This is a genomic window from Pseudomonas kielensis, from assembly GCF_030505375.1.
Classification (GTDB): domain Bacteria; phylum Pseudomonadota; class Gammaproteobacteria; order Pseudomonadales; family Pseudomonadaceae; genus Aquipseudomonas; species Aquipseudomonas kielensis.
Genome location: NZ_CP130043.1, coordinates 3827362 through 3847154, shown reverse-complemented (window position 1 = coordinate 3847154; position 19793 = coordinate 3827362). Strand labels below are relative to the sequence as shown.

Annotated in this window: 14 protein-coding genes and 1 pseudogene; 9 read left to right on the top strand and 6 right to left on the bottom strand. The window is 50.7% G+C overall.

Translation table 11 applies throughout. The annotated features are described in order from the left end of the window. Positions 1–76 precede the first annotated feature (76 nt). A pseudogene (locus Q1W70_RS27340) lies at positions 77–341 on the bottom strand (polysaccharide biosynthesis protein); the annotation flags it as partial. 380 nt (positions 342–721) lie between these two features. Here Q1W70_RS27340 and Q1W70_RS18010 point away from each other — a divergent pair. Beyond that, entirely contained in the window at positions 722–1660 is a 939-nt protein-coding gene (locus tag Q1W70_RS18010) for an NAD-dependent epimerase/dehydratase family protein (protein WP_159997332.1), read from the top strand. Positions 1661–1903: 243 nt separating this feature from the next. Here Q1W70_RS18010 and Q1W70_RS18005 read toward each other — a convergent pair whose 3' ends face one another. Continuing rightward, complete coding sequence (locus Q1W70_RS18005; RefSeq protein WP_302098923.1) at positions 1904–2125, bottom strand: hypothetical protein; 222 nt, start codon at positions 2123–2125, stop codon at positions 1904–1906. Between Q1W70_RS18005 and Q1W70_RS18000 the strand changes: the two genes are divergently transcribed. Beyond that, positions 2048–3199 carry an ISL3 family transposase gene (locus Q1W70_RS18000; RefSeq protein ID WP_302098901.1) on the top strand — a complete coding sequence of 384 codons (1152 nt, stop codon included), beginning with the start codon at positions 2048–2050 and terminating at the stop codon, positions 3197–3199. The genes Q1W70_RS18005 and Q1W70_RS18000 overlap by 78 nt on opposite strands. Positions 3200–3342: 143 nt before the next feature. On the opposite strand, the gene Q1W70_RS17995 is transcribed toward Q1W70_RS18000, so the two are convergent. Then, entirely contained in the window at positions 3343–5337 is a 1995-nt protein-coding gene (locus Q1W70_RS17995; RefSeq protein ID WP_159997334.1) for a polysaccharide biosynthesis protein, read from the bottom strand. A 1301-nt stretch (positions 5338–6638) separates the two neighbouring features. Here Q1W70_RS17995 and Q1W70_RS17990 point away from each other — a divergent pair. The 7 genes from Q1W70_RS17990 (at position 6639) to Q1W70_RS17960 (ending at position 16754) form a co-directional block, all read left to right on the top strand. Next, positions 6639–7469, top strand: coding sequence for an ABC transporter permease (locus tag Q1W70_RS17990; RefSeq protein WP_371927875.1), 831 nt, complete (start codon positions 6639–6641; stop codon positions 7467–7469). Continuing rightward, positions 7459–8787 carry an ABC transporter ATP-binding protein gene (locus Q1W70_RS17985; protein WP_159997336.1) on the top strand — a complete coding sequence of 443 codons (1329 nt, stop codon included), beginning with the start codon at positions 7459–7461 and terminating at the stop codon, positions 8785–8787. The genes Q1W70_RS17990 and Q1W70_RS17985 overlap by 11 nt, the downstream gene beginning before the upstream one ends. 11 nt (positions 8788–8798) lie before the next feature. After that, entirely contained in the window at positions 8799–9974 is a 1176-nt protein-coding gene (locus tag Q1W70_RS17980) for a class I SAM-dependent methyltransferase (protein ID WP_166591377.1), read from the top strand. Continuing rightward, complete coding sequence (locus Q1W70_RS17975) at positions 9971–12016, top strand: glycosyltransferase (protein WP_159997340.1); 2046 nt, start codon at positions 9971–9973, stop codon at positions 12014–12016. Before Q1W70_RS17980 ends, Q1W70_RS17975 begins: the two co-directional genes overlap by 4 nt. 463 nt (positions 12017–12479) lie before the next feature. After that, entirely contained in the window at positions 12480–13484 is a 1005-nt protein-coding gene (locus Q1W70_RS17970) for a hypothetical protein (protein ID WP_302097675.1), read from the top strand. A 7-nt stretch (positions 13485–13491) separates the two neighbouring features. After that, positions 13492–14724, top strand: coding sequence for a glycosyltransferase (locus Q1W70_RS17965; RefSeq protein ID WP_256669878.1), 1233 nt, complete (start codon positions 13492–13494; stop codon positions 14722–14724). After that, a complete protein-coding gene (locus Q1W70_RS17960; RefSeq protein WP_166591376.1) occupies positions 14721–16754 on the top strand; it encodes an HAD family hydrolase in 2034 nt (677 codons plus the stop codon). The genes Q1W70_RS17965 and Q1W70_RS17960 overlap by 4 nt, the downstream gene beginning before the upstream one ends. 94 nt (positions 16755–16848) lie before the next feature. Here Q1W70_RS17960 and Q1W70_RS17955 read toward each other — a convergent pair whose 3' ends face one another. From Q1W70_RS17955 to Q1W70_RS17945, 3 genes are read right to left on the bottom strand one after another with little or no spacing between them, the layout of a single operon-like run. Then, positions 16849–17874 (bottom strand): MraY family glycosyltransferase, encoded by a 1026-nt coding sequence (locus Q1W70_RS17955; protein WP_166591375.1) that lies wholly within the window; start codon positions 17872–17874, stop codon positions 16849–16851. Further along, entirely contained in the window at positions 17871–18833 is a 963-nt protein-coding gene (locus Q1W70_RS17950; protein ID WP_166591374.1) for a UDP-glucose 4-epimerase family protein, read from the bottom strand. Before Q1W70_RS17950 ends, Q1W70_RS17955 begins: the two co-directional genes overlap by 4 nt. Continuing rightward, complete coding sequence (locus tag Q1W70_RS17945) at positions 18830–19753, bottom strand: glycosyltransferase (RefSeq protein WP_166591373.1); 924 nt, start codon at positions 19751–19753, stop codon at positions 18830–18832. Before Q1W70_RS17945 ends, Q1W70_RS17950 begins: the two co-directional genes overlap by 4 nt. Positions 19754–19793 lie beyond the last annotated feature (40 nt).

Genomic DNA, 19793 nt, shown 5'->3' with positions numbered 1-19793 from the left:
TTTTCCAAAGCTGCCTCCCAAACCTAGGTCATGGCGGGCTTCTGTCAAAAATGTGTGCGTTGCAGAGTATGTAGCATCAGGGCTCAAGGCGGCGTTGCTGGTAGATCCAGTCGACAATTTCCCCGTCCGGGGTATAGCCGCTGACGGTTTCGCGCAGCAACTGGCGAACGCGCGCGTAATCGTCTTGATCCGCAGTAGTCAGCAACTCCGCCCATCAAACCTTAAACACATCCCAGGGTAGATGGTCATGCTCAATGGGGCTGAGTCGCCACAATGTTGTCGCAACTCTTCGTTGCGTTTTTTCCTGGGAGCAAACCGGTAGACTTAATTTTGATGCCCCCCGCTGATTTGAGTGTCTCAGCCCAGCAGAGACACTCAAATCAAAGCGACCTCGGGCAGTGCCAAACCGTACGCACTGCTGCAAACGTTTTTAAAGGTACAAAGCGAGTGAAACTCAACTCTACCGGCGCGTCAGCATAGCGCTGGTACCCATCGACCTGAACCTGGGAAAACAAACGTACGACGACTACCAGAGCACAAACACAACTCGATTGCGTAGCGTCGTTATGGGACACTTACATTGGCTGTGCATTAGAAAATACTACCGCCCCACACCACCCAAGAGCCTCTGTATCTGGCTTCGCCTGCAAAACTGCGCATATCAGGGCACCCGCTGTGCTCACGGCACAAAACCCCGACATCATTTGATAGGTTTACCATCATGGCTAATGCCCCTATTTTAATCACCGGCGGAGCCGGTTTTATTGGCTCCCATCTGACCGATGCTTTGCTGGCCAAGGGCTATGCAGTGCGCGTTCTCGATGACTTGTCCACCGGAAAGCGCAGCAACTTGCCGCAAGAAAACCCTCTCGTCGAATTCGTCGAAGGCGATGTCGCCAACGCTGCCTTGGTTGCACAGGTCATGATCGGTTGTCGGGCGGTTGTGCATTTAGCCGCGGTAGCTTCAGTCCAAGCCTCAGTGGATGATCCAGTACGCACACACCAGAGCAATTTCATCGGTAGCTTGAACGTCTGCGAAGCCATGCGCCTGGCAGACGTCAAACGCGTGGTATTTGCCTCGAGTGCCGCGGTATATGGTAACAATGGAGAAGGCCAAGCTATCGACGAGGAGACGCCTAAGGCGCCATTAACACCCTATGCCTCGGACAAGCTAGCGAGCGAGTATTACTTCGACTTCTACCGCCGCCAGCACGCCCTTGAGCCAGTCATGTTCCGTTTTTTCAACATCTTCGGCCCTCGCCAGGACCCCTCTTCACCGTACTCGGGGGTGATTAGCATCTTCAGCGAACGGGCACAGAAAGGTCTGCCGATTACCGTCTTCGGCGACGGCGAACAAACCCGAGACTTTGTTTATGTCGAAGACCTGGTAAAAGTATTGGTGCAGGCCATCGAAGCACCGCAGGTCGAAGTGGGCGCAATCAACGTCGGAATGAATCAAGCCACCACACTCAAGCAAATGCTGGAAACATTGTCCGAGGTACTAGGAGGACTGCCACCAGTGAGTTATGGCCCCGCGCGCTCTGGAGATATTCGCCACTCGCGGGCTAACAACCAGCGGCTGCTTGAAAGATTTCAGCTCCCCGAACAGACACCTATGAAGTTGGGGCTGGCACGGTTGCTGGGTAAAGAGTTTTTTTGAACTCTTGAAAACCTTGACGCCTAATAACGTGAAAACTCTGAGGTGTTCAAATCAACCGCCCACCTCCTCTCATATTCTCGATAAAGGGGCAATGGGCGGAAAGACCTTGCATCTTGTATGCAAGTTTACTGACGGTCGGAAGAGAAAGACAAAAAGCTCTGCTTTGATCAAACACATCGCTTCACATTCAGACAATAACGAAAATACCCAGCATGCTTCAATGTTGGGTATTTTTTAGGTTCTTCACGGAATCCCGGGAAACACAGAAACAAGAACGCCGATTTGATTGATGATGTTCGTGCGAGCAAACACATCTAACAAACCGGCGTTCTTATGCGTGATATTAATACTTTCCTTCCTTTTTGGGAGGGCTTTTCTGTCGTCACGATCAAGCCTGATGGTGACGCCCTCCAGATCGATCTGACACCCCACGCCACCCGATTCCCTTCCTGTGGCGGGTGCCAAAAACCCTGCTCAACCACGCATGAGTATTGCGAGCGAGTCATTCGTGATTTGCCCATTCTCGGTCTTGCGGTGCGCCTGAGCGTTTTGCTCCGACGCGTTGGTTGCCGCGACTGCGGTAAACGCATGGAGGCCGTCAGTTGGCTGGATCGCTATGCCCGCATGACGCGGCGTCTGGCAGAGGCGGTCATTCAAGCCTGTGAACGCCTTCCCACGCTGCACGTGGCGCAGATGTTTGGGCTGCATTGGGACACCGTTCGGTTGCTGGAGCGTCGTGCCTTGCAAGCGGCATTGAGCGATCTGCCGAAGGCGCAACCACGGCGTCTGGTGATGGACGAGTTCGCCCTGTTCAAGGGGCATCGTTACGCCAGTGTGGTGCTGGATGCGGATACACGACGAGTGCTGTGGATCGGCGAAGGCCGCAGCCGGGCGGCGGTCAGGCCGTTTTTCGAAGAACTGGGGCCAGAGGGGTGCGCCCGAATCGAAGCGGTGGCAATGGACATGAACACCGCTTTTGACCTGGAGGTTCGTCAGCACTGTCCCAACGCGCGAGTGGTCTACGACCTCTTCCATGTGGTGGCCAAGTATGGCCGAGAGGTGATTGATCGGGTTCGCGTCGACGAAGCCAATCGACTGCGTCATGACAAGCCGGCCCGACAGGTCATCAAGCAGGCGCGTTGGCTGCTCCTGCGCAACCCGCAGAACCTGAAAACACCGGAGCAACAGGTCCGCTTGGAGGATCTGCTGGCGGCCAACCACGCGTTGATGAAGGTCTATTTGATGAAGACTGAACTCAAAACGCTTTGGACGCCGAGCACCGCTTGGGGTTGGCGATCGGCCTGGAAGCAATGGCTGCGCCATGCGCATGAAAGCGAAATACCGGCACTGATCCAGTTCGCCAAACGGCTAAAGACTTACTGGCGGGGCATCGTCAGCCGGGTTCGCTGGCCGATGCACACCGGTCAGTTGGAAGGAATAAATAATCGAATAAAGGTCATCAAGCGAATGGCGTACGGTTACCGGGATAGCGAGTTCTTTTTCATGAAGATCAAGAGCGTCTTTCCCGGTAATCCGTGAAGAACCATTTTTTAGTTCCGGCCATTGTTGGATGACCATCCCGTTCGCGCTCACCTAACTAAAACAATAACTTTAATTACTCCTCAACAACCCTCCTGGCAAACAACCCGCCGTTTCCAACGGTATAGTTGCACATACGGGAATCAGGGATCGAGGCGACGTTGCTGATAAATCCAGTCGACGATATCACCATCCGGTGTGTAGCCACTGACTGTATCACGCAGTAACTGACGAACCCGGGAATAGTCATCCTGCTCAACCGCAGCAAGTAGTTCCGTTAGCCTAGCCTTGAGCACATCCCAGGACAGATGATCTTCATTGGCACTCATGATCATTGGATGCTGAGTAGCTGCCACATTGTCACCAATCAGTAACTCTTCGTACAGTTTTTCGCCCGGGCGAAGACCGGTGAACTCGATTGAGATATCACCGTGAATATTTTTCTCCGATCTAACTCTCAAACCCGATAAATGAATCATCTTCTCCGCCAACTCGACAATCTTCACTGGCTCGCCCATGTCCAGCACAAACACGTCACCGCCCTGCCCCATGGAGCCGGCCTGAATTACCAGTTGGGCCGCCTCGGGAATGGTCATGAAATAACGGGTTATTTTCGGATGGGTGACCGTCAACGGCCCGCCTGACTTGATCTGCTTATGGAATAGGGGTATGACTGAACCAGAAGACCCCAGCACATTGCCAAACCGGACCATTGTAAATCGGGTTTTATTTACCCGCGATACGTTGGCCTTATCGCCGAACAACACCGGCGCAACCTCGCGACTCAGCGCCTGAAGGGTCAACTCAGCCAGGCGCTTGGTGCTACCCATCACATTAGTCGGACGTACCGCCTTGTCAGTGGAGATCAGTACAAAGTTAGCAACACCTGCCTGCAATGCAGCCTGGGCGGTATTGAGTGTCCCAATCACATTGTTCAGCACGCCTTCGGCGATATTATGCTCAACCATAGGAACGTGCTTGTACGCGGCTGCATGGTAGACCGTGTCTACATTCCAAGTCTTCATTACATCAAGAAGCTTATGGGGATGACGAATGGAACCGAGAATAGGCAATAACCGGACAGACAGCGACTCGCGGGCAATACGCTGCTCTAGCTCAAACAAGATGCTGTAAAGATTGAACTCACTATGTTCGAACAACAAAAGCGTGGTCGGACCGATGGAAAAGATCTGCCGACACAGTTCCGAGCCAATCGAACCACCGGCCCCCGTCACCATGACCGTCTTACCCTTGATACAGCGCGCCAGCAGATCAGCTTGCGCCGGAACCGAATCGCGCCCCAGCAAATCCGCAATATCAACCTCCTGAATGTCATCGACCGTCACCCTGCCACTGGCGAGATCAGTGAAATTCGGCACACTGCGAACGTGAAGCGGAAAGCCTTCCAGGAGATTGAGAATCTCTCGACGTCGCGCTCGAGTAGACGATGGTAGAGCCAGAAGAATCTCTTCAGCCCCCGTCACATCGATCATCTGCTGAATATGCTTGGGCTTGTAAACCTGTAAGCCTGCAATCGAGCGATCCGTAATACTTGTATCATCGTCGATAAAAGCGACAGGCCGCATAACCCGCCCCATACGCAACGCAGCAACGAGTTGATTGCCGGCATCACCGGCTCCATAAATGGCCACTTTGGTCAGACCATCGTCGCGATTGGTGAACGGTACGTGTTGAGCAGCGGTAAACCAATCCCCCATAAAATATTGGCGCATGCAAAGACGCAGCCCACCAATGATGACGAGGCTCAACCACCAGTAGTTGAAGATAATGGAACGAGGCACCACGGCTTCATGGTTACTGTACCAATAGACCACGACCGCAAGGAGCAGTGATGACAGGCTGACGGCCTTGATGATGGCGATCAACGCATCGTTGCCAAAATAGCGCATGACCGCGCGGTACATACCAAAACGGACGAAAAGGGGGATGGCTAAAATGGGGGCGCACACGAAGAGCCAGAAATGGACCTTCAGGGGATTGTACATGCCATCAATGCCCAGACGAACAATGAAGGCCAGCCATAGAGCAAACCAAACCAAGACCGTATCAGTGGCTACCTGTAACAGTCTTTTTTGCCTACGAGGCAGTCCCAGCAAAAAAACTCTAAATTTGTCCATGAACACTTGACCTGCCAAGTCCGCCCCTCATTACTGGATCTGATACAGCATTGTACATAAACATCCCAACCCATCACCGTAAACCTGACGATAGAGATTGCCCAGCGATGGAGGGTCGCAAACGATTATGTACACCGCCAGTACGCTCAACGACAAAGGTTGCGAACAAAATTGATCCCGCCTCCAACTAACCTAGCAGGTGATCACAAAACCGCTCACACGTCTACATCCCGAGCCTGTCAGACGCCATGCTCGCGGTAATCGCAGGTCGAGCCATGCCTTGACAGCTCGCGGATGACCTCGACGAGCGGCAGGTCTGGCGGGATGGCTTGCGCTTGCGTCTCACCAGGCTTGGCGTGAGCACCTCACCCTCAAGCCGCTCAGCAACAGGCATTAGCGAACATTGTATTTTGCCGAAGAGCGCGACTTACGGTGTCGCAAATTCATCGACGCGCTCCGACTTACGGCCAAAAAATGCTGGCGTAATAGCGTACTCTGCCCTTCGAAATAATCGACCTTCGGCTCAGTGGCAAAGGTCATCGAGAAAAGTGAAAAACACCAAGTCGAACGCGGCCATTCTGGCTATCCAACTCGGCCAGAGCTTCGAGGTCGTCCACGGATTTTCGCGAGCCGCTCGCCATGGAGGAGGGATAGTTTTTTTCACTACTGCACCGGGCGCACGAGGGGCTGGCTCCCTAGAGAAATCGGGCCTCAGAAGCACGGATCAAGCCTCGGCTGAACTCAGGAATCATCAATGGTTACGAATCATTTAGGGGGGTTATACGACTTAATTCGAGGGTGCTACAATTGCTCCCTTACGTTTAGGATTCCATCGCTCCCAAGGGGCGAATGCCTATTATGGTTCAACCAAGAAAAACAACCGCCGAAGGTGCTTTGGAGAGCAGATCTGGAGATCCGCTGGTGAGCCAATTCAACACAGTACGGATTAACGTCAGTACGATGTATTGCCTAGAAAGTATCACCCGTGCGTTATCGCCTCCGAAACAACCTACGGAGGTATCTGTTCAGAAAAAGCAAACCTTATCCAAGGTTCCAACCACACCCTACGCTAGCATTGACAAAAGCTTTTTGACGGATCCGCTCGAATCATTTACTACCTACGCCCCCCGCCAACCGCACGGTTTTAGCTCTATACCAGCCCTCGCTGGGATGGTGAGGTGGTTTGCTATACCGGCAACTGGCTCTGCACTGAAACTATGCACGCGGATTATTGACGCAGGCAGAGCAAGCCCCCCCAAAGGATTCAACAAGTGAGTGTATCGATGCAAAAGGCTACGCCGATCAATCCACACAGCAGACATTCAACTTCCCCATTCACCCTGATTTCGTGTTTGTGGCGCAACCGCCAACTCATCCTCCAAATGACAAAACGCGAAGTAGTCGGGCGTTATCGTGGATCGGTGCTCGGCCTCGCCTGGTCTTTTTTCAATCCAGTCCTGATGCTATTGGTATACACATTTTTTTTCGCCGTCGTGTTCAAATCACGCTGGGGGACAGGAGGAACCGATAGCAAGACAGACTTCGCTGTAATATTGTTCGTAGGCATGATTGTTCATGGACTGCTTGCAGAAATTCTTAATCGCTCTCCGAAGCTGATACTTGACAATGCAAACTATGTAAAAAAAGTTGTATTTCCCATTGAAGTCCTACCTGCCATCAGTATATGCGTCGCATTATTTCATGCCACGATTAGCCTCGCTGTGCTACTGGTTGCGTTCCTGATTTTCAATGGTTTCATTCAGTGGACCGCTATATTCATACCGCTGGTAATATTACCACTTGTAATACTTTCACTGGGAGCTGCCTGGTTCCTCGCTTCGCTGGGCGTGTATTTGCGCGACGTAGCCCAAACGATTGGGCTTTTCACCACCGTATTAATGTTTCTTTCTCCCGTTTTCTACCCCGTCACCTCATTACCTGAAGCGGTACGCCCGTGGTTAATGATCAACCCGCTGACCTTCATCATTGAGCAAGCTCGGGAAGTGATGATATGGGGCAAACTCCCGGACTTTCAGGGACTGGCAATTTACACACTTTGCGCAGTATTCATTGCATGGCTAGGTTATATCTGGTTCCAGAAAACAAGAAAGGGGTTTGCTGATGTCCTCTAATGACCTGGCAATTTCAGTTACAGGCGTCTCGAAGGTTTACCATCTTTATGAAAAACCTCAAGACAGACTGAAACAAATTCTCTGGAAAAGCGCTGCCAATCCCAGCGACGAGTTCTGGGCGCTGCGGGATATCAACTTTGATGTAAAGAAGGGCGAGACCGTTGGCATTGTGGGGCGCAACGGCTCCGGTAAGTCCACGCTGTTGCAGATTATCTGCGGAACCCTGACGCCTTCCCATGGCCACGTAGAGCGTCAAGGTCGCTTATCAGCCTTGCTTGAGCTCGGTTCAGGTTTCAACCCAGAGTTTACTGGCCGCGAGAACGTTTACCTGAGCGCCTCGATTCTTGGATTGTCAAAAGAAGAAATTGATAATCGATTTGATAAAATTGCCGGTTTTGCTGACATTGGGCAGTTTATCGACAGCCCTGTAAAACACTACTCAAGTGGTATGTTTGCCAGACTTGCATTCTCGGTATCTGTTCACGTTGAACCCGAAATATTGATCGTAGATGAAATTCTTGCTGTCGGCGATGCTGCATTCCAACGACGTTGCCTTTCGAAATTTTACGAAATACGTGATCGTGGCTGCACCATCCTTTTTGTGTCCCATGACCAATATCAAGTTAAGTCAGTGTGCGAAAGAGCGCTGTACCTCAAAGAAGGCCAACAGATCATGTTCGGTCCTGCGCCTAGAGTCATCGATCAATACATGATCGAAATGGAGGCTCAGGTTGCTCAAAATACTCCAGCTGCATTCACTGCCACGCAAGCAACAGCGACTGTCGAAAGTCACGTCGATTCAGACCCTGCCGAGTCAGGTGCGAGCAAGCCAAAAAGCGTCGCCCCTAAAACAACTCTGAGTAGCAGCGAGTCAGCAGATCAACTGTTTAGAATTACGGATGTCCGCCTGACTGACACCGAAGGCACGCCCCTGGATACAGTGACAACCGGACAATCCGTACGTGTGAATTTTGATTTTATCGCGCTGGTGGATGCACCGCCGGAAGAAATCAGTTTCGTCTTCAACTTATATAGACATGATGAACTATATCTATGTGGCGCCACCACATTGATGGATAAAATTCCAGCCTACCGGTCCTCAAGCGCAGGAACCGTATCGATTGACTTTGCAGATCTCCCTCTGTTGAGCGGTCAATACAAGTGGCGGGTAGCAATTAACGACAATGTTGGATTCATAACTTACGCAGAAGCAAAAAATGCGTGCTCGTTCCGTGTTGAAGATAATTTCAAGGCGGTTGGCATGTTAAGCCTTCCGCGACAGTGGAATTTTCAAGCAACCGAACTCAACAGTATTTGAATAGGCCACAAATGGAACGGTTAGATATCAACTCTGCTCCAGAGAGAGCGAACATAGAAGCGTCAATCCATTTCGCGAGATACTCGGTTGCCACGCCCTTTGTTAAAAATAAGCGAGTCCTGGATATCGCCTGCGGCGAGGGTTATGGAAGCTACCTTTTAAAACAGGCTGGGGCTGAAGAAGTAGTCGGCGTAGATGTATTCACTGACGCAGTGAATCGTGCCACTCATTCATTTGGCGGTCCTGGAATTGAGTTTATTGCGGCGGACGCTACAACCATCGAAGGCAGGTTTCCGGCCGAACACTTTGACGTTATCGTTTCATGTGAAACCATCGAACACATTGAAGACCCGGTAGCCTACTTACATTCTCTGAAACGCATTGCAAAAAAAGATGCGATCATTATCATCAGTTGTCCAAATGACTACTGGTACTTTCCGGAAGAGCATCAAAGCAACCCGTACCACTTGCGCAAATACCGATTCGAAGAGTTTCAGGAACTCGCAAGCAGCGTGCTGGGAGACAACGTCAATTGGAGCATAGGAACCGCGGTCTTCGGATTCGGCTCAACGTCGCTAGATATCGAACGAGACTATGAAACTGTCCCCGATAGCTGGATGAAATTCAATTCAGTCCAAGGTGCATACCTGGTAAACGGCGGCGAGAAGCGGGAATTCAACCCTGAGAACTGCAGCTATTACTTTGGCATCTGGAATGCTTCTGAAATCACTAATGGCGCCGCTGTTTTCCCGGTAAATATGGACGTTTATGCGCGCATGGTACAGGCAATGGACGGTGCACTGCTCGTCGACGAACGGAAGAAGGCGGCGACACTGCTTGGGGATGAACGATTGAAGCTGGAAGCGCTCAACCAGGCTTTAACGACCCTTCAAATGGAAGCTGATGTATTGAAGGCGGACTTGAGAAAAACACGACTTAACTATCAGGCAACGCTGACGGAAAACGAACTAGTAAAAGAACGACTGCATGTATTCAACTCTGCCCAGCACGCGTTGAGTGAAGTAGTGCACGGACTTCAGGCCGAAGTGGCTAAAGTAACTGCTGAGCGTGATCAGATGCGAGTCGGTTATTACCGATATCTGCGTTTGGGAGGACTGATTCCTCGTCCGGTTCGAGCGCTCATGAAAAAAGCCGTAAAAATTGTTCGCAGGAACCCAAATAAATGAAAGTTCTAGGGTTGGATATCATCCCGGGGCTTTCGCGCGGGCTCTACGTTTACGACAATGCGCACGCTCTTCTGGCAACCGATGCATGGCAGGAGACAGGACCGAATATCGGCAGCAGCGGTGAAAACTTAACGATTTCTTTCCTTTCAATGAACCGTTCGTCGCTCTCGATCAAATTGCTCAAGTCCATCGAGGAGTTCATACCACACTTCGCCGGTGAAGCGCTAATCATAGACAACGGCTCTTCAGCGGAAGAAATCGAGCAGATACGCGAAGCATGTAAAACACTGACCTTCCGCACTCGTATTGTTGAACTCGGGCAAAATTTCGGTGTATCAGGCGGCCGCAATAGAACCATTCCGCACGTCACGACGGAATGGTTGATGTGTCTGGATAATGATATCTACTTCACGATGAATCCGCTGAAACAGATCCAGCATGATCTAGCGGTTCTTGGCTGCCATTTCATGAGCCTCCCCTTACTGGATCCAGATGGTCAAACAATTTTCGCCAGGGGTGGTCACGTTTATGTGTCCTATGAAGACGGCGAACTTCATATTGGTGCGGGCAGCGCTTCCCTACAGACAAAAATACAGGACATTATCAGTCAGCCGTTCCTAGGGACCTTTCTATTTGGTGGTGCTTGCGTCGTTAACAAAGACACGTTCGTTCGCGTCGGTAGTTATGACGAGGCAATGTTTGTTGGTTTCGAGGATATCGATTTTTCGGTACGCCTATTCCAGCAGGGCTACAAAGTCGGCTGCGCATCGGTTTGCGCTCTGGTGCATGACCACCCAATGCCTGATTCGGACGCTGATCGCGACTATGAAAAAGAACGTTTTTCTCGTGGTGTCCTTCACAAGTCGGCGATGCATCTTGAAGCAAAACACGGTTTCAAGATATGGGGTGACGCGGTAGACCATTGGCTGCAGTCACGGCATGATGAACTGGGGCTCAATAATGAAGCGGATCACATTTCCGCTCCAGCGAAGACCGTTCCGGCAGAACACAAAAAAACAAAAATAGCCCTGATCATTGATACGGATAACTGGGCATTTGGAAATATTTCCCGACAACTGGAACGTTATTTGAGTGACCGGTTTGATTTTGTTGTAATACCGATGGATATCATCGATAACGTCAACAAAGTATTCATGATGACCGAAGACTGCGACATCGTTCACTTCTTCTGGAGGGAACATCTGACGCTCATTGGTACTCCTTACTACAGGAGCTACGCTGAAAGCCTAGGCATGCCATATGAACTGTTCCATCAGCGTTTCATTGCCACTAAAAAGCTCAGTACAAGTATTTATGACCATCTGCTTCTGAAAGAAGAGGAGCTCAGTGGGCGCGCGCATATTTTTACCGAAGTAGTCGCCGGCTACACGGTGGGCTCTGAAAAATTAGAGCGCATTTATTCCGAAGTGAATGGCTACCCCGAACCCACCTGCGTAATTGAAGATGGTGTCGACCTGAGCAAGTTCATGCCCATGAATATAGAGCGCTTTCAAGAAGTTGGTCAGCGGGAACTGGTTGTCGGCTGGGTAGGAAACAGTAAGTGGGCAGCTGAGCTCGAAGACTTCAAAGGCGTGAATACGATACTCAAGCCAGCAATTGAACAGCTTCAGCAAGAAGGTTTCGCTGTAAAGAGCCTGTTTGCTGACCGCCAGGATCAATTCATTCCCCATGATCAGATGCCGAACTACTACACAAAGATCGATGTCTATGTCTGTACGTCGAAAATTGAGGGTACGCCTAATCCTGTTCTAGAAGCGATGGCCTGCGGAGTACCGGTTATCAGTACTGATGTTGGTATCGTGCCGCAGGCTTTCGGTGAGTTGCAAAAAGCATTTATCTTGCCAGAAAGAACAATTGAAGCACTCAAGGTGAGTATCCGTAAGCTTGTCGAGGAGCCGGCACTACTGACTCGGCTTTCAACTGAAAATATTGAAAGAATCAAGGACTGGAACTGGTCGATAAAAGCTGAAAAGTTTGGTCAGTACTTTGAAAGCCTTACAGCCATCGACAGCCGTACATGAGAATTGAGCATGCCGCTGGCTCGAAACAGCCTTCGGCATGCAAAACGCTTTGAGCTTACAGTTAGCACGGATATCCGAGTATCGCGGTCTATCGGATCTACCTGTCCTACCTGCTATCAACATACCTCAAAACGTCAATCGACATCGCCCCCATCAAACGGAATACATGCAGTGAAAAAAACTCCATCGGCGACGAGTGGCATCAGAAAAACTGGCGTTGAAGGAAGCTCTAACTCGTTCGAACTTTTCGGAGAGATGGCAGACACGCTTCTGTATTGGGTGAGCGAACTGCATCGCACGCTCATCGGCAACGGTGTCAAGCAGGTGTTCTTTCTCTCCAGAGAGGGGCAACCGCTCAAGCAAATGTTCGATCGATATTGCGTTCGCGTGGGAGTTCCGATTCAGAGCCGTTACCTCGAGGTTTCTCGCAGGTCAACGCTGCTGCCTTCTCTGAATACGTTGAGTGAAGAACGGTTCGAAACGCTTTTCAGGCAATATCGGTGCATGTCGCTACTGGAGTTTCTATCGAGTCTTGGGCTGGATGAGTTCTGCGTGGAGACTGTCAGCCTTGCTGGGGCTGACGAACGAACAATTGAATCAAAGGCAAGAGGATTTTCCCGAGAGCGAACTCTTCTACCGCCTGAAGGCGTTACCACGATTCATAGAAATATATGACGAGCAACGGCTGAGTCGTCAGAAGGCTTTTGAACAATATATTTCTGTGCTCTCGGAAGGTGATGTTCCCGAAAATCTTGTGGTCGTAGACGTCGGCTGGAAGGGCACGATCCAGGACAACCTTTATGCGCTGTTGTGCAAGGGACCGGCATCGCCAATCAAATCAGTCACCGGCTACTACATCGGGCTTATAGCACCAGGAGCAGCAGCGGCGGCAAACCTCAAACACGGTCTTCTATTTTCCTCCATTGCGGGCCGTACACCGCGCTTTCATGTATTCAATGAAAATCGTGCTCTGTTCGAAATACTCCTGGCAGCAGATCACGGCTCCGTGGCCAGCTACCTAATTGACACAGATGGCAAGGCCCTTGCCGTCCATGACACGTACCATGAGCAAGAGATGGTGGAGGCTCTGGTGTTTCCTGTTCAGCGCTACCTCTTCGCTCGCTTTGACCAACTGCTGGACGCCATGACACAGCAAGCAGATGTTAAGTCACTACGTCTTGGGCAAATCGCTCGCAGCCATGCACGCCTGGTCTTCCAGCCTTCACAGCCCGAGATCGACTGGTTTTCTTCAGTATTTCATGTTGAAAACTACGGTGTATTTGAGCGCTCTTTCTTTACTGGCGTACACAAGGTCCCAAGCTTTTCTGCTAGGTTGAAGTTCATGTTCACCGTCCTGAGGCGCAACGGACGAGGATTGCTTGGGTTCTGGCCATGGAAGAAGCTCGATGAGCGGGTGGGCCGCCCAATAGCCAACTTGTATGGACTAATCCGCTATTTTCAGAAGTAGTCATAAATTGAACGATAGAAAAATTTGCTTTCTCGTAGGCTCGATGGCTATCAGCGGTGGCACTTACGTCATCATTCAGCATGCCAGCTACTTGCGCAGACATGGATATGACGTAACGCTGGCAGTTCAGGAGCCTTTTTCGGCAGCGACACTTTCCTGGCATGACGAAGCGCCCAAGCTTCGTTGCCTGCCTATCGAAGAGGCCAAACAAGAATCTTTCGACCTGGTCATCGCCACATGGTGGAAAACCGCTTTTGAGCTTGGCAATTTCGACGCCAGGAGGTATGCGTACTTCGTACAATCGATCGAGTCCAGATTTTATCCTGAATCGGAAATACCCTTGCGGGCTTTGGTGGACGCTACCTACCGCTTCCCCATCGAATACGTGACTGAAGCTACGTGGATCCAACAATATCTGAAGGACGATTTCAATCGGGATACTGCTCTGGTACGCAACGGTATTCGCAAGGATGTGTACTCAACACAGGGCATAGCCAGCGCACCCCGCCCTACTGATGCGCAACCCAGGATCCTGGTAGAAGGGCATTTTGGTGTTTCATTCAAGAACACGGCCTTGGGTGTTCGATTAGCCAGAGAAGCCGGTGCAAAAGACATCTGGGTGCTGACGGGGTCTCCCATCAAGTGGCTTCCCGGGGTTTCGCGGGTGTTTTCTCGGGTACCAATGGTCAAGACTGCCGAAATTTATCGCTCTTGCGATATTTTGATCAAACTCAGTACGGTCGAAGGGATGTTCGGCCCACCGCTTGAGCTATTTCACTGCGGCGGCACCGCCGTAGTCTTTGATGTTTCCGGACATGACGAGTACATCGTCAACGGAGACAATGCGGTCGTGATCCCCACTGGAGACACTGACAGTGTCGTCAACGTCCTAAAAAAACTCATAAGCGATCGCACGGAGCTTTCACGGCTTCAAGAAGGGGCACGCCAAACGGCCGACAACTGGCCCTCCTGGCATGACTCTTCGGCTCTTTTCTGCGAATGGGTAGAGAAGTGTTTGGAAGGTCCGCTCATGGAAAAGTCTATTTTTACAGAGTTGACGGTAAAAGCATTCAACGAGTACTCAGCTCAAGAAAAACAGCGTCTCAATACAAATCGCTGGGTCGTTCGCCGCCATAAACTCAGCGCGCTTTCCGCCAGACTCCCCGAGTCGCTGAAGCTTCGGATCAAACAACTGGAAGCGGTAGGTGAAGTGATTTTTGGTGGGCGAGAAGTACGATGATCTACAAAATCAAGACAGTTGATGTCTGGGACACCTTGCTTAGAAGAGATTGCCACCCTGAATGCATCAAGCTGGCGACTGCCGCTCATGTCTATTTCGAGCTGCTTGGACACTTCAAACCACCCTATACGGGTTACTGGGATATCTATCGAGCACGGATAGAGACCGAGGCCCGTCTTGCGCGAGAGGCTCGAGAAGCAAACAAGGACGAAGAGTACGAAATCGTTCATGTGCTCAAAGAATGGCTGAAGACAATACTGCTCTCTTCCTCCGATGAGAGCCTGCCTCAGCGCTTTGCCGACTATGAGCTTTCAGTAGAAGTGCGGCATACTTTTCAGGACCCGGATATCGAAGAGTTTCTCAAGCTGCACTCTGCCGAAAGAACAATATTCCTTTCCGATTTCTACATGAGCTCTGACATGCTCAAACACTTGCTCGAGCAGAAGGGCCTCAGTCATCTCTTCGAGGATGGCGTGAGCTCGTGCGACGTGGGCTTGAATAAACGCTCAGGAACGCTGTTCAAGCATGTACACGAGGTCTTCGGGATCAGCCCTCACGAACATGTGCATGTAGGCGATCACCCTTGGTCGGATGTGGAGTCTCCGGCGCAACTGGGTGTTACCGGCATTTCATTCGTGCCGGAAAAATCCCATGCCGACAGGAAAGAGCGAGAGAGCCTGTTTGTTTCGCGTGAAGCGCTGTTCCAACATCTTCGCCAGCTCAGTATCCAAGCAATGGCGCCATCTATACTTGCGCGGCAAAAGACCGAATCGACAGCTTTTCGTTTCGGGGTGGAAGCCGCTCCACTGTTCGTGGGCTTCGCCTTGTGGATCGCCGAACAGGCAATCGCTCAGCGTCTGGATCAAGTATTCTTTCTTACCCGAGAAGGCGAGTTCTTTCGCCGCATATACGAAATTATATTCCCAGATCAGACGCTTTTTGGGCATCAGTTGCCAGCTTATGCGGAGCTTGAAGTCAGCCGGCTCTCTACGTTCGTCGCCTCAATGGAAGATATCTCGAAGGATGAGTTCAATCGTATTTGGCGCTTGAACCGCTCACAAAAAGTTTCCGGACTGTTTTCCACCCTTGGCCTGGAATACTCCAACTTTTCTAATCTATTATCTGAGGTTGGGTTAAAGGCCACGGATGTTATTGAACGCCCCGAGGCAAACGAGTCATTAAGCAAGTTGATTCGGGCCCCGGAATTCACGGCTGCCGTCAACGAAAAAATATTGGAACAACGTGAGCTTTTGAATGAATACCTTACAGAAAAAGGTATTTCGCAGAGCGATAAGGTTGGCCTGGTTGATATTGGCTGGCGCGGAACGATCCAGGATAATCTTGCGCGGATAAAGCCTGCTACACACTTTCACGGGATGTACCTCGGCCTGCGTAAGATGTTAAATCCTCAGACGTCGAACGTTTCAAAATGTGCCTATGGTGCTGATGAAAGGGTTGATGCAGATACAGGGCAGCTGTTTGAAGCGTTTGCTGTACTTGAAATGCTGTGCACCTCAAACTTGGGAAGCGCGGAGAAATACGTGCGATCGCAAGGCAAGGTTACTGCACATCGCAACGTCTGTGCCGAGGAGAATAGTTCCCACAGTGAATTTTCCGTTCACTTTCAGGAAGGTGTCGCACTGGCGGCTCAAGTATGGGGACCGTATCTGGAGCGTTACGTGGTGGGCGCTGCAGAACTGCATGCGTCGGCTGTGCATGTCTGGAAAAAACTCAGTGTCAATCCGAATCCCGACTTGGCAAAGATCTTTATCCAGACCCCTCAGCATGATGTTTTTGGCTTCGGCGATATTTTTCAGAAGAATCAAGCCCCGGCACTATCCACAATCTTTCTTTCACCATTTAGTGGCACGGCGCGCAGACAGGTGATGGACTATATCCGCCGAGTTCAATGGACCTCTGGAATCAAGCATCTCAATGGAATTGGCCCGGTGCACAAGGCCGTACTTATTGCTCTCTTCACATTGGCCAACGCGGTCAAACGCTATCGGATGAAGTCCCGCAAAAGATAGTGCTTAAGTTTGCCAACAGTAACCAACTAACAATCTCTCCCACCAAGGATGAGATTGTTAGTTTGATACAGCAAACAGTCACTCTCACTGCGGCTCAAGAATCAGGCTTTTCCTCAAGCGCTCCAGCGTTGAATAAGCAGACTATAAAGGCCAGCGGAGTGTACGCAAGTAACATCCCCAGCATTTCATTGAACAGTCCCACCCCAACAAAAATCGAAATGGGCAGCAACCAGACAAGATTAATAACAACAACCCCGACCGTTACAACTCGATGGCTCTTAAAGTGACGAGATGCATACTGATAGGCGTGGCTGCGATGCGCCTGAGAAACGTTGTCTCCACGCATTAAACGTCGCAGCAACGTCCAGGTCGCATCCACTATAAAAACACCGAGCAGAATCAACCAACTCCAAAGCAACTCAGGTGCTGTCCAGGCCGCATGAAGCGCCAAACCACCGAGAGTGAAGCCTAGAAACCCACTCCCCGCATCTCCCATAAAAATACGTGCAGGAGGAAAATTCCAGCATAGAAACCCTGCCACCGCTCCCGCCAAAACGAATGGAACCCATATCAGGTTGGCGTAGCCACCAAGCCAATACAGTACACATGCCCCCAGGCATACGCATATGGCTTCGGCGCTGGCCAAGCCATCAATCCCGTCCATAAAGTTGTAGAGGTTCAGCATCCACACAAGGTAAATCAGTGCGAGAACAATACCGAACCAACCCAAGTCAATTGCCGTACCAAAAAATGAGATAGGCGCGAGTCCGTTGAACCAGAACAGTGCCCAGCCGGCTGCTATGAAATGCCCCAATAGGCGCCATCTAGCAGCAATATGACCATGATCATCGGCGAAGCCAATAATCGCCACTAAAATTCCAGAGCCCAGCAGCCCAGTCAGCAAAGGTATGCCCAGCAGGCCCATAGTGACTAACACCGGCAGCGCTCCTGCAAATGCCAACACAATAGCGACCCCTCCTCCGCGAGGCGTAGGCACCGTATGGGAACTGCGCTCGCTAGGTATATCCATCAAACTTCGGGCCAAGGCATAACGGCGCAGGACAAAGGTCAATAACCAGGAACTAGCGAACACCGCAGTTAGCAACCACCAAAAATTCATTTCGTTAGCTTATCCAGATAATAGTCAGCAGTTTTGCGTAATGCATTGTCCACGCTTACCGGGGGACGCCAGTTCAAAACATCACATGTCTTGCTAATATCAACCTGCAATGAGTTGCACAAACGCTGAACAATCGCCTTTTTACCTATGAGTGCAGCACTTAAAGTCAATATCAATGCCGGCACCGGTAGTAACCATGATTTTGAGCCCAAGGCGTGAGCCAGGCGCCGAAGCAGCAACGTTGTCGACAAGTCCTCACCATCACTAACCAGGAATACATTATTCGCCGCCGCGGGATGATCGATACAGGTCACAACGAGATCCACAAGATTTTCAAGCGCCACCAGACTGCGTTGATTATTGATAGCCCCTAATGGCAGGGGTACATTTCGGCACAGCCAGTTCATCATGCTTAAAAAATTCGCTTTCACACCCGGGCCATACACGAGCGGTGGCCTGATGATAACAATCTCCATCCCTGTATTCTGGCCAATTTCCCTCAACGCGTCTTCAGCTTCTTGTTTCGAGATTCCATACGGATCTACAGGTGCTGGAGGGTCGTCAGCTTTAAAAGATGTCCTTGGTGCAGTTTTTTCGCCATTAACCTTGATTGAACTGATAAAAATAAACCGCTTCACCCCCGACTCGGCAGCTTTCTGGGCCAGTCTAGCGGTTCCCTCCACATTAACTTTACGAAATTCAGAAAGGGAATCCGTTGACGCTTCCTTCATCACATGCACTCGAGCCGCGGCATGAATTACTACTTGGACGTCATTCAGGGCAGGCAACGCAGTTTTGTCGTTCAAGTCGAACGGGACTACCCGGCACAAACCAAGTAGTTGTGTAACGCCCCGTACGGCGGCGACAGGCGTGAATTTTTTATCGAATAGAAGCCTGAAAACCAAAGCTTCACCAACAAACCCGCTTGCTCCCGTTACCAAAACTTCTGGACCTTTCATTTAGCTCTATTCCCCATCACCGCGATGGCACAGCAAATAAAAAAGAAGAATACTTTATCGCGGAATCTTCGCCGGCATTTCCAGGCGCTTAAGGAAAGCTTCAATAACTGGCTGCGCCCTAATTCCAACCAGGCAGCGACAAATGGATCTCTGTTCTGGCCAACCAACGAGGCGATCAATTGCACTTGAGAAAACCACTGGCCATTATGAATGGTTTTATATCGGGCAATTAGAGGTGTTAGTCCAGTATTAGCCCCCACTTGATTGCTATCGTGCTGACGATAGTGCATGGATGGAACAGGGTCGATGAACCATTTGTAATGGTGACTGCGGGCGAAAGCGTAGCAATACCAATCATGCAAGCCAACGTCCTGTAATGCTTGCCAATTGCAAAGCATGGAGTCCTTCAGCGGGTCTGCCAATCTCTTACTCAATACATAGGTGCAACCGGGTCCAGCAGCCTCAAATAAAAAATCCCAGGCAACCTGTGGCTGCGCCTTGTCCAACAAATGTGTTTTCCCGTCCGGCCAGAAAGCCGTTACATTACTTGAATAGGCGTCGTATTCGCTTGTCAGTAAAGCCTGAGTGGCCCGTGCGAGCTTATCTGAGTGCCAAATGTCATCCTGATCAGAGAACGCGATGAAGTCATAACCTTCAAAGTCGACATCACGGATGAGACGGAAGAAATTACGTGCTGCGCCACCGAAATGGCCGGCAGTAGGCAACAAAACTACGTTGCTGCGCTCAACGGCGAGACTGGCACACCACCCCTCGGTGCCGTCTGTCGAAGGATCAACACTTATATAGACGGTAACATCTACAGCTGACTGATCTAAGATTGAGGAAACTTGCTCTTCAATCCACCGCATTCCGTTGTACGCAGCCAGCAAAACTGCTACCCGTGGATACTTTACTGGCATGCCGATCCTGCTTGCATTGGTTGAACACTTCAAATTGGAA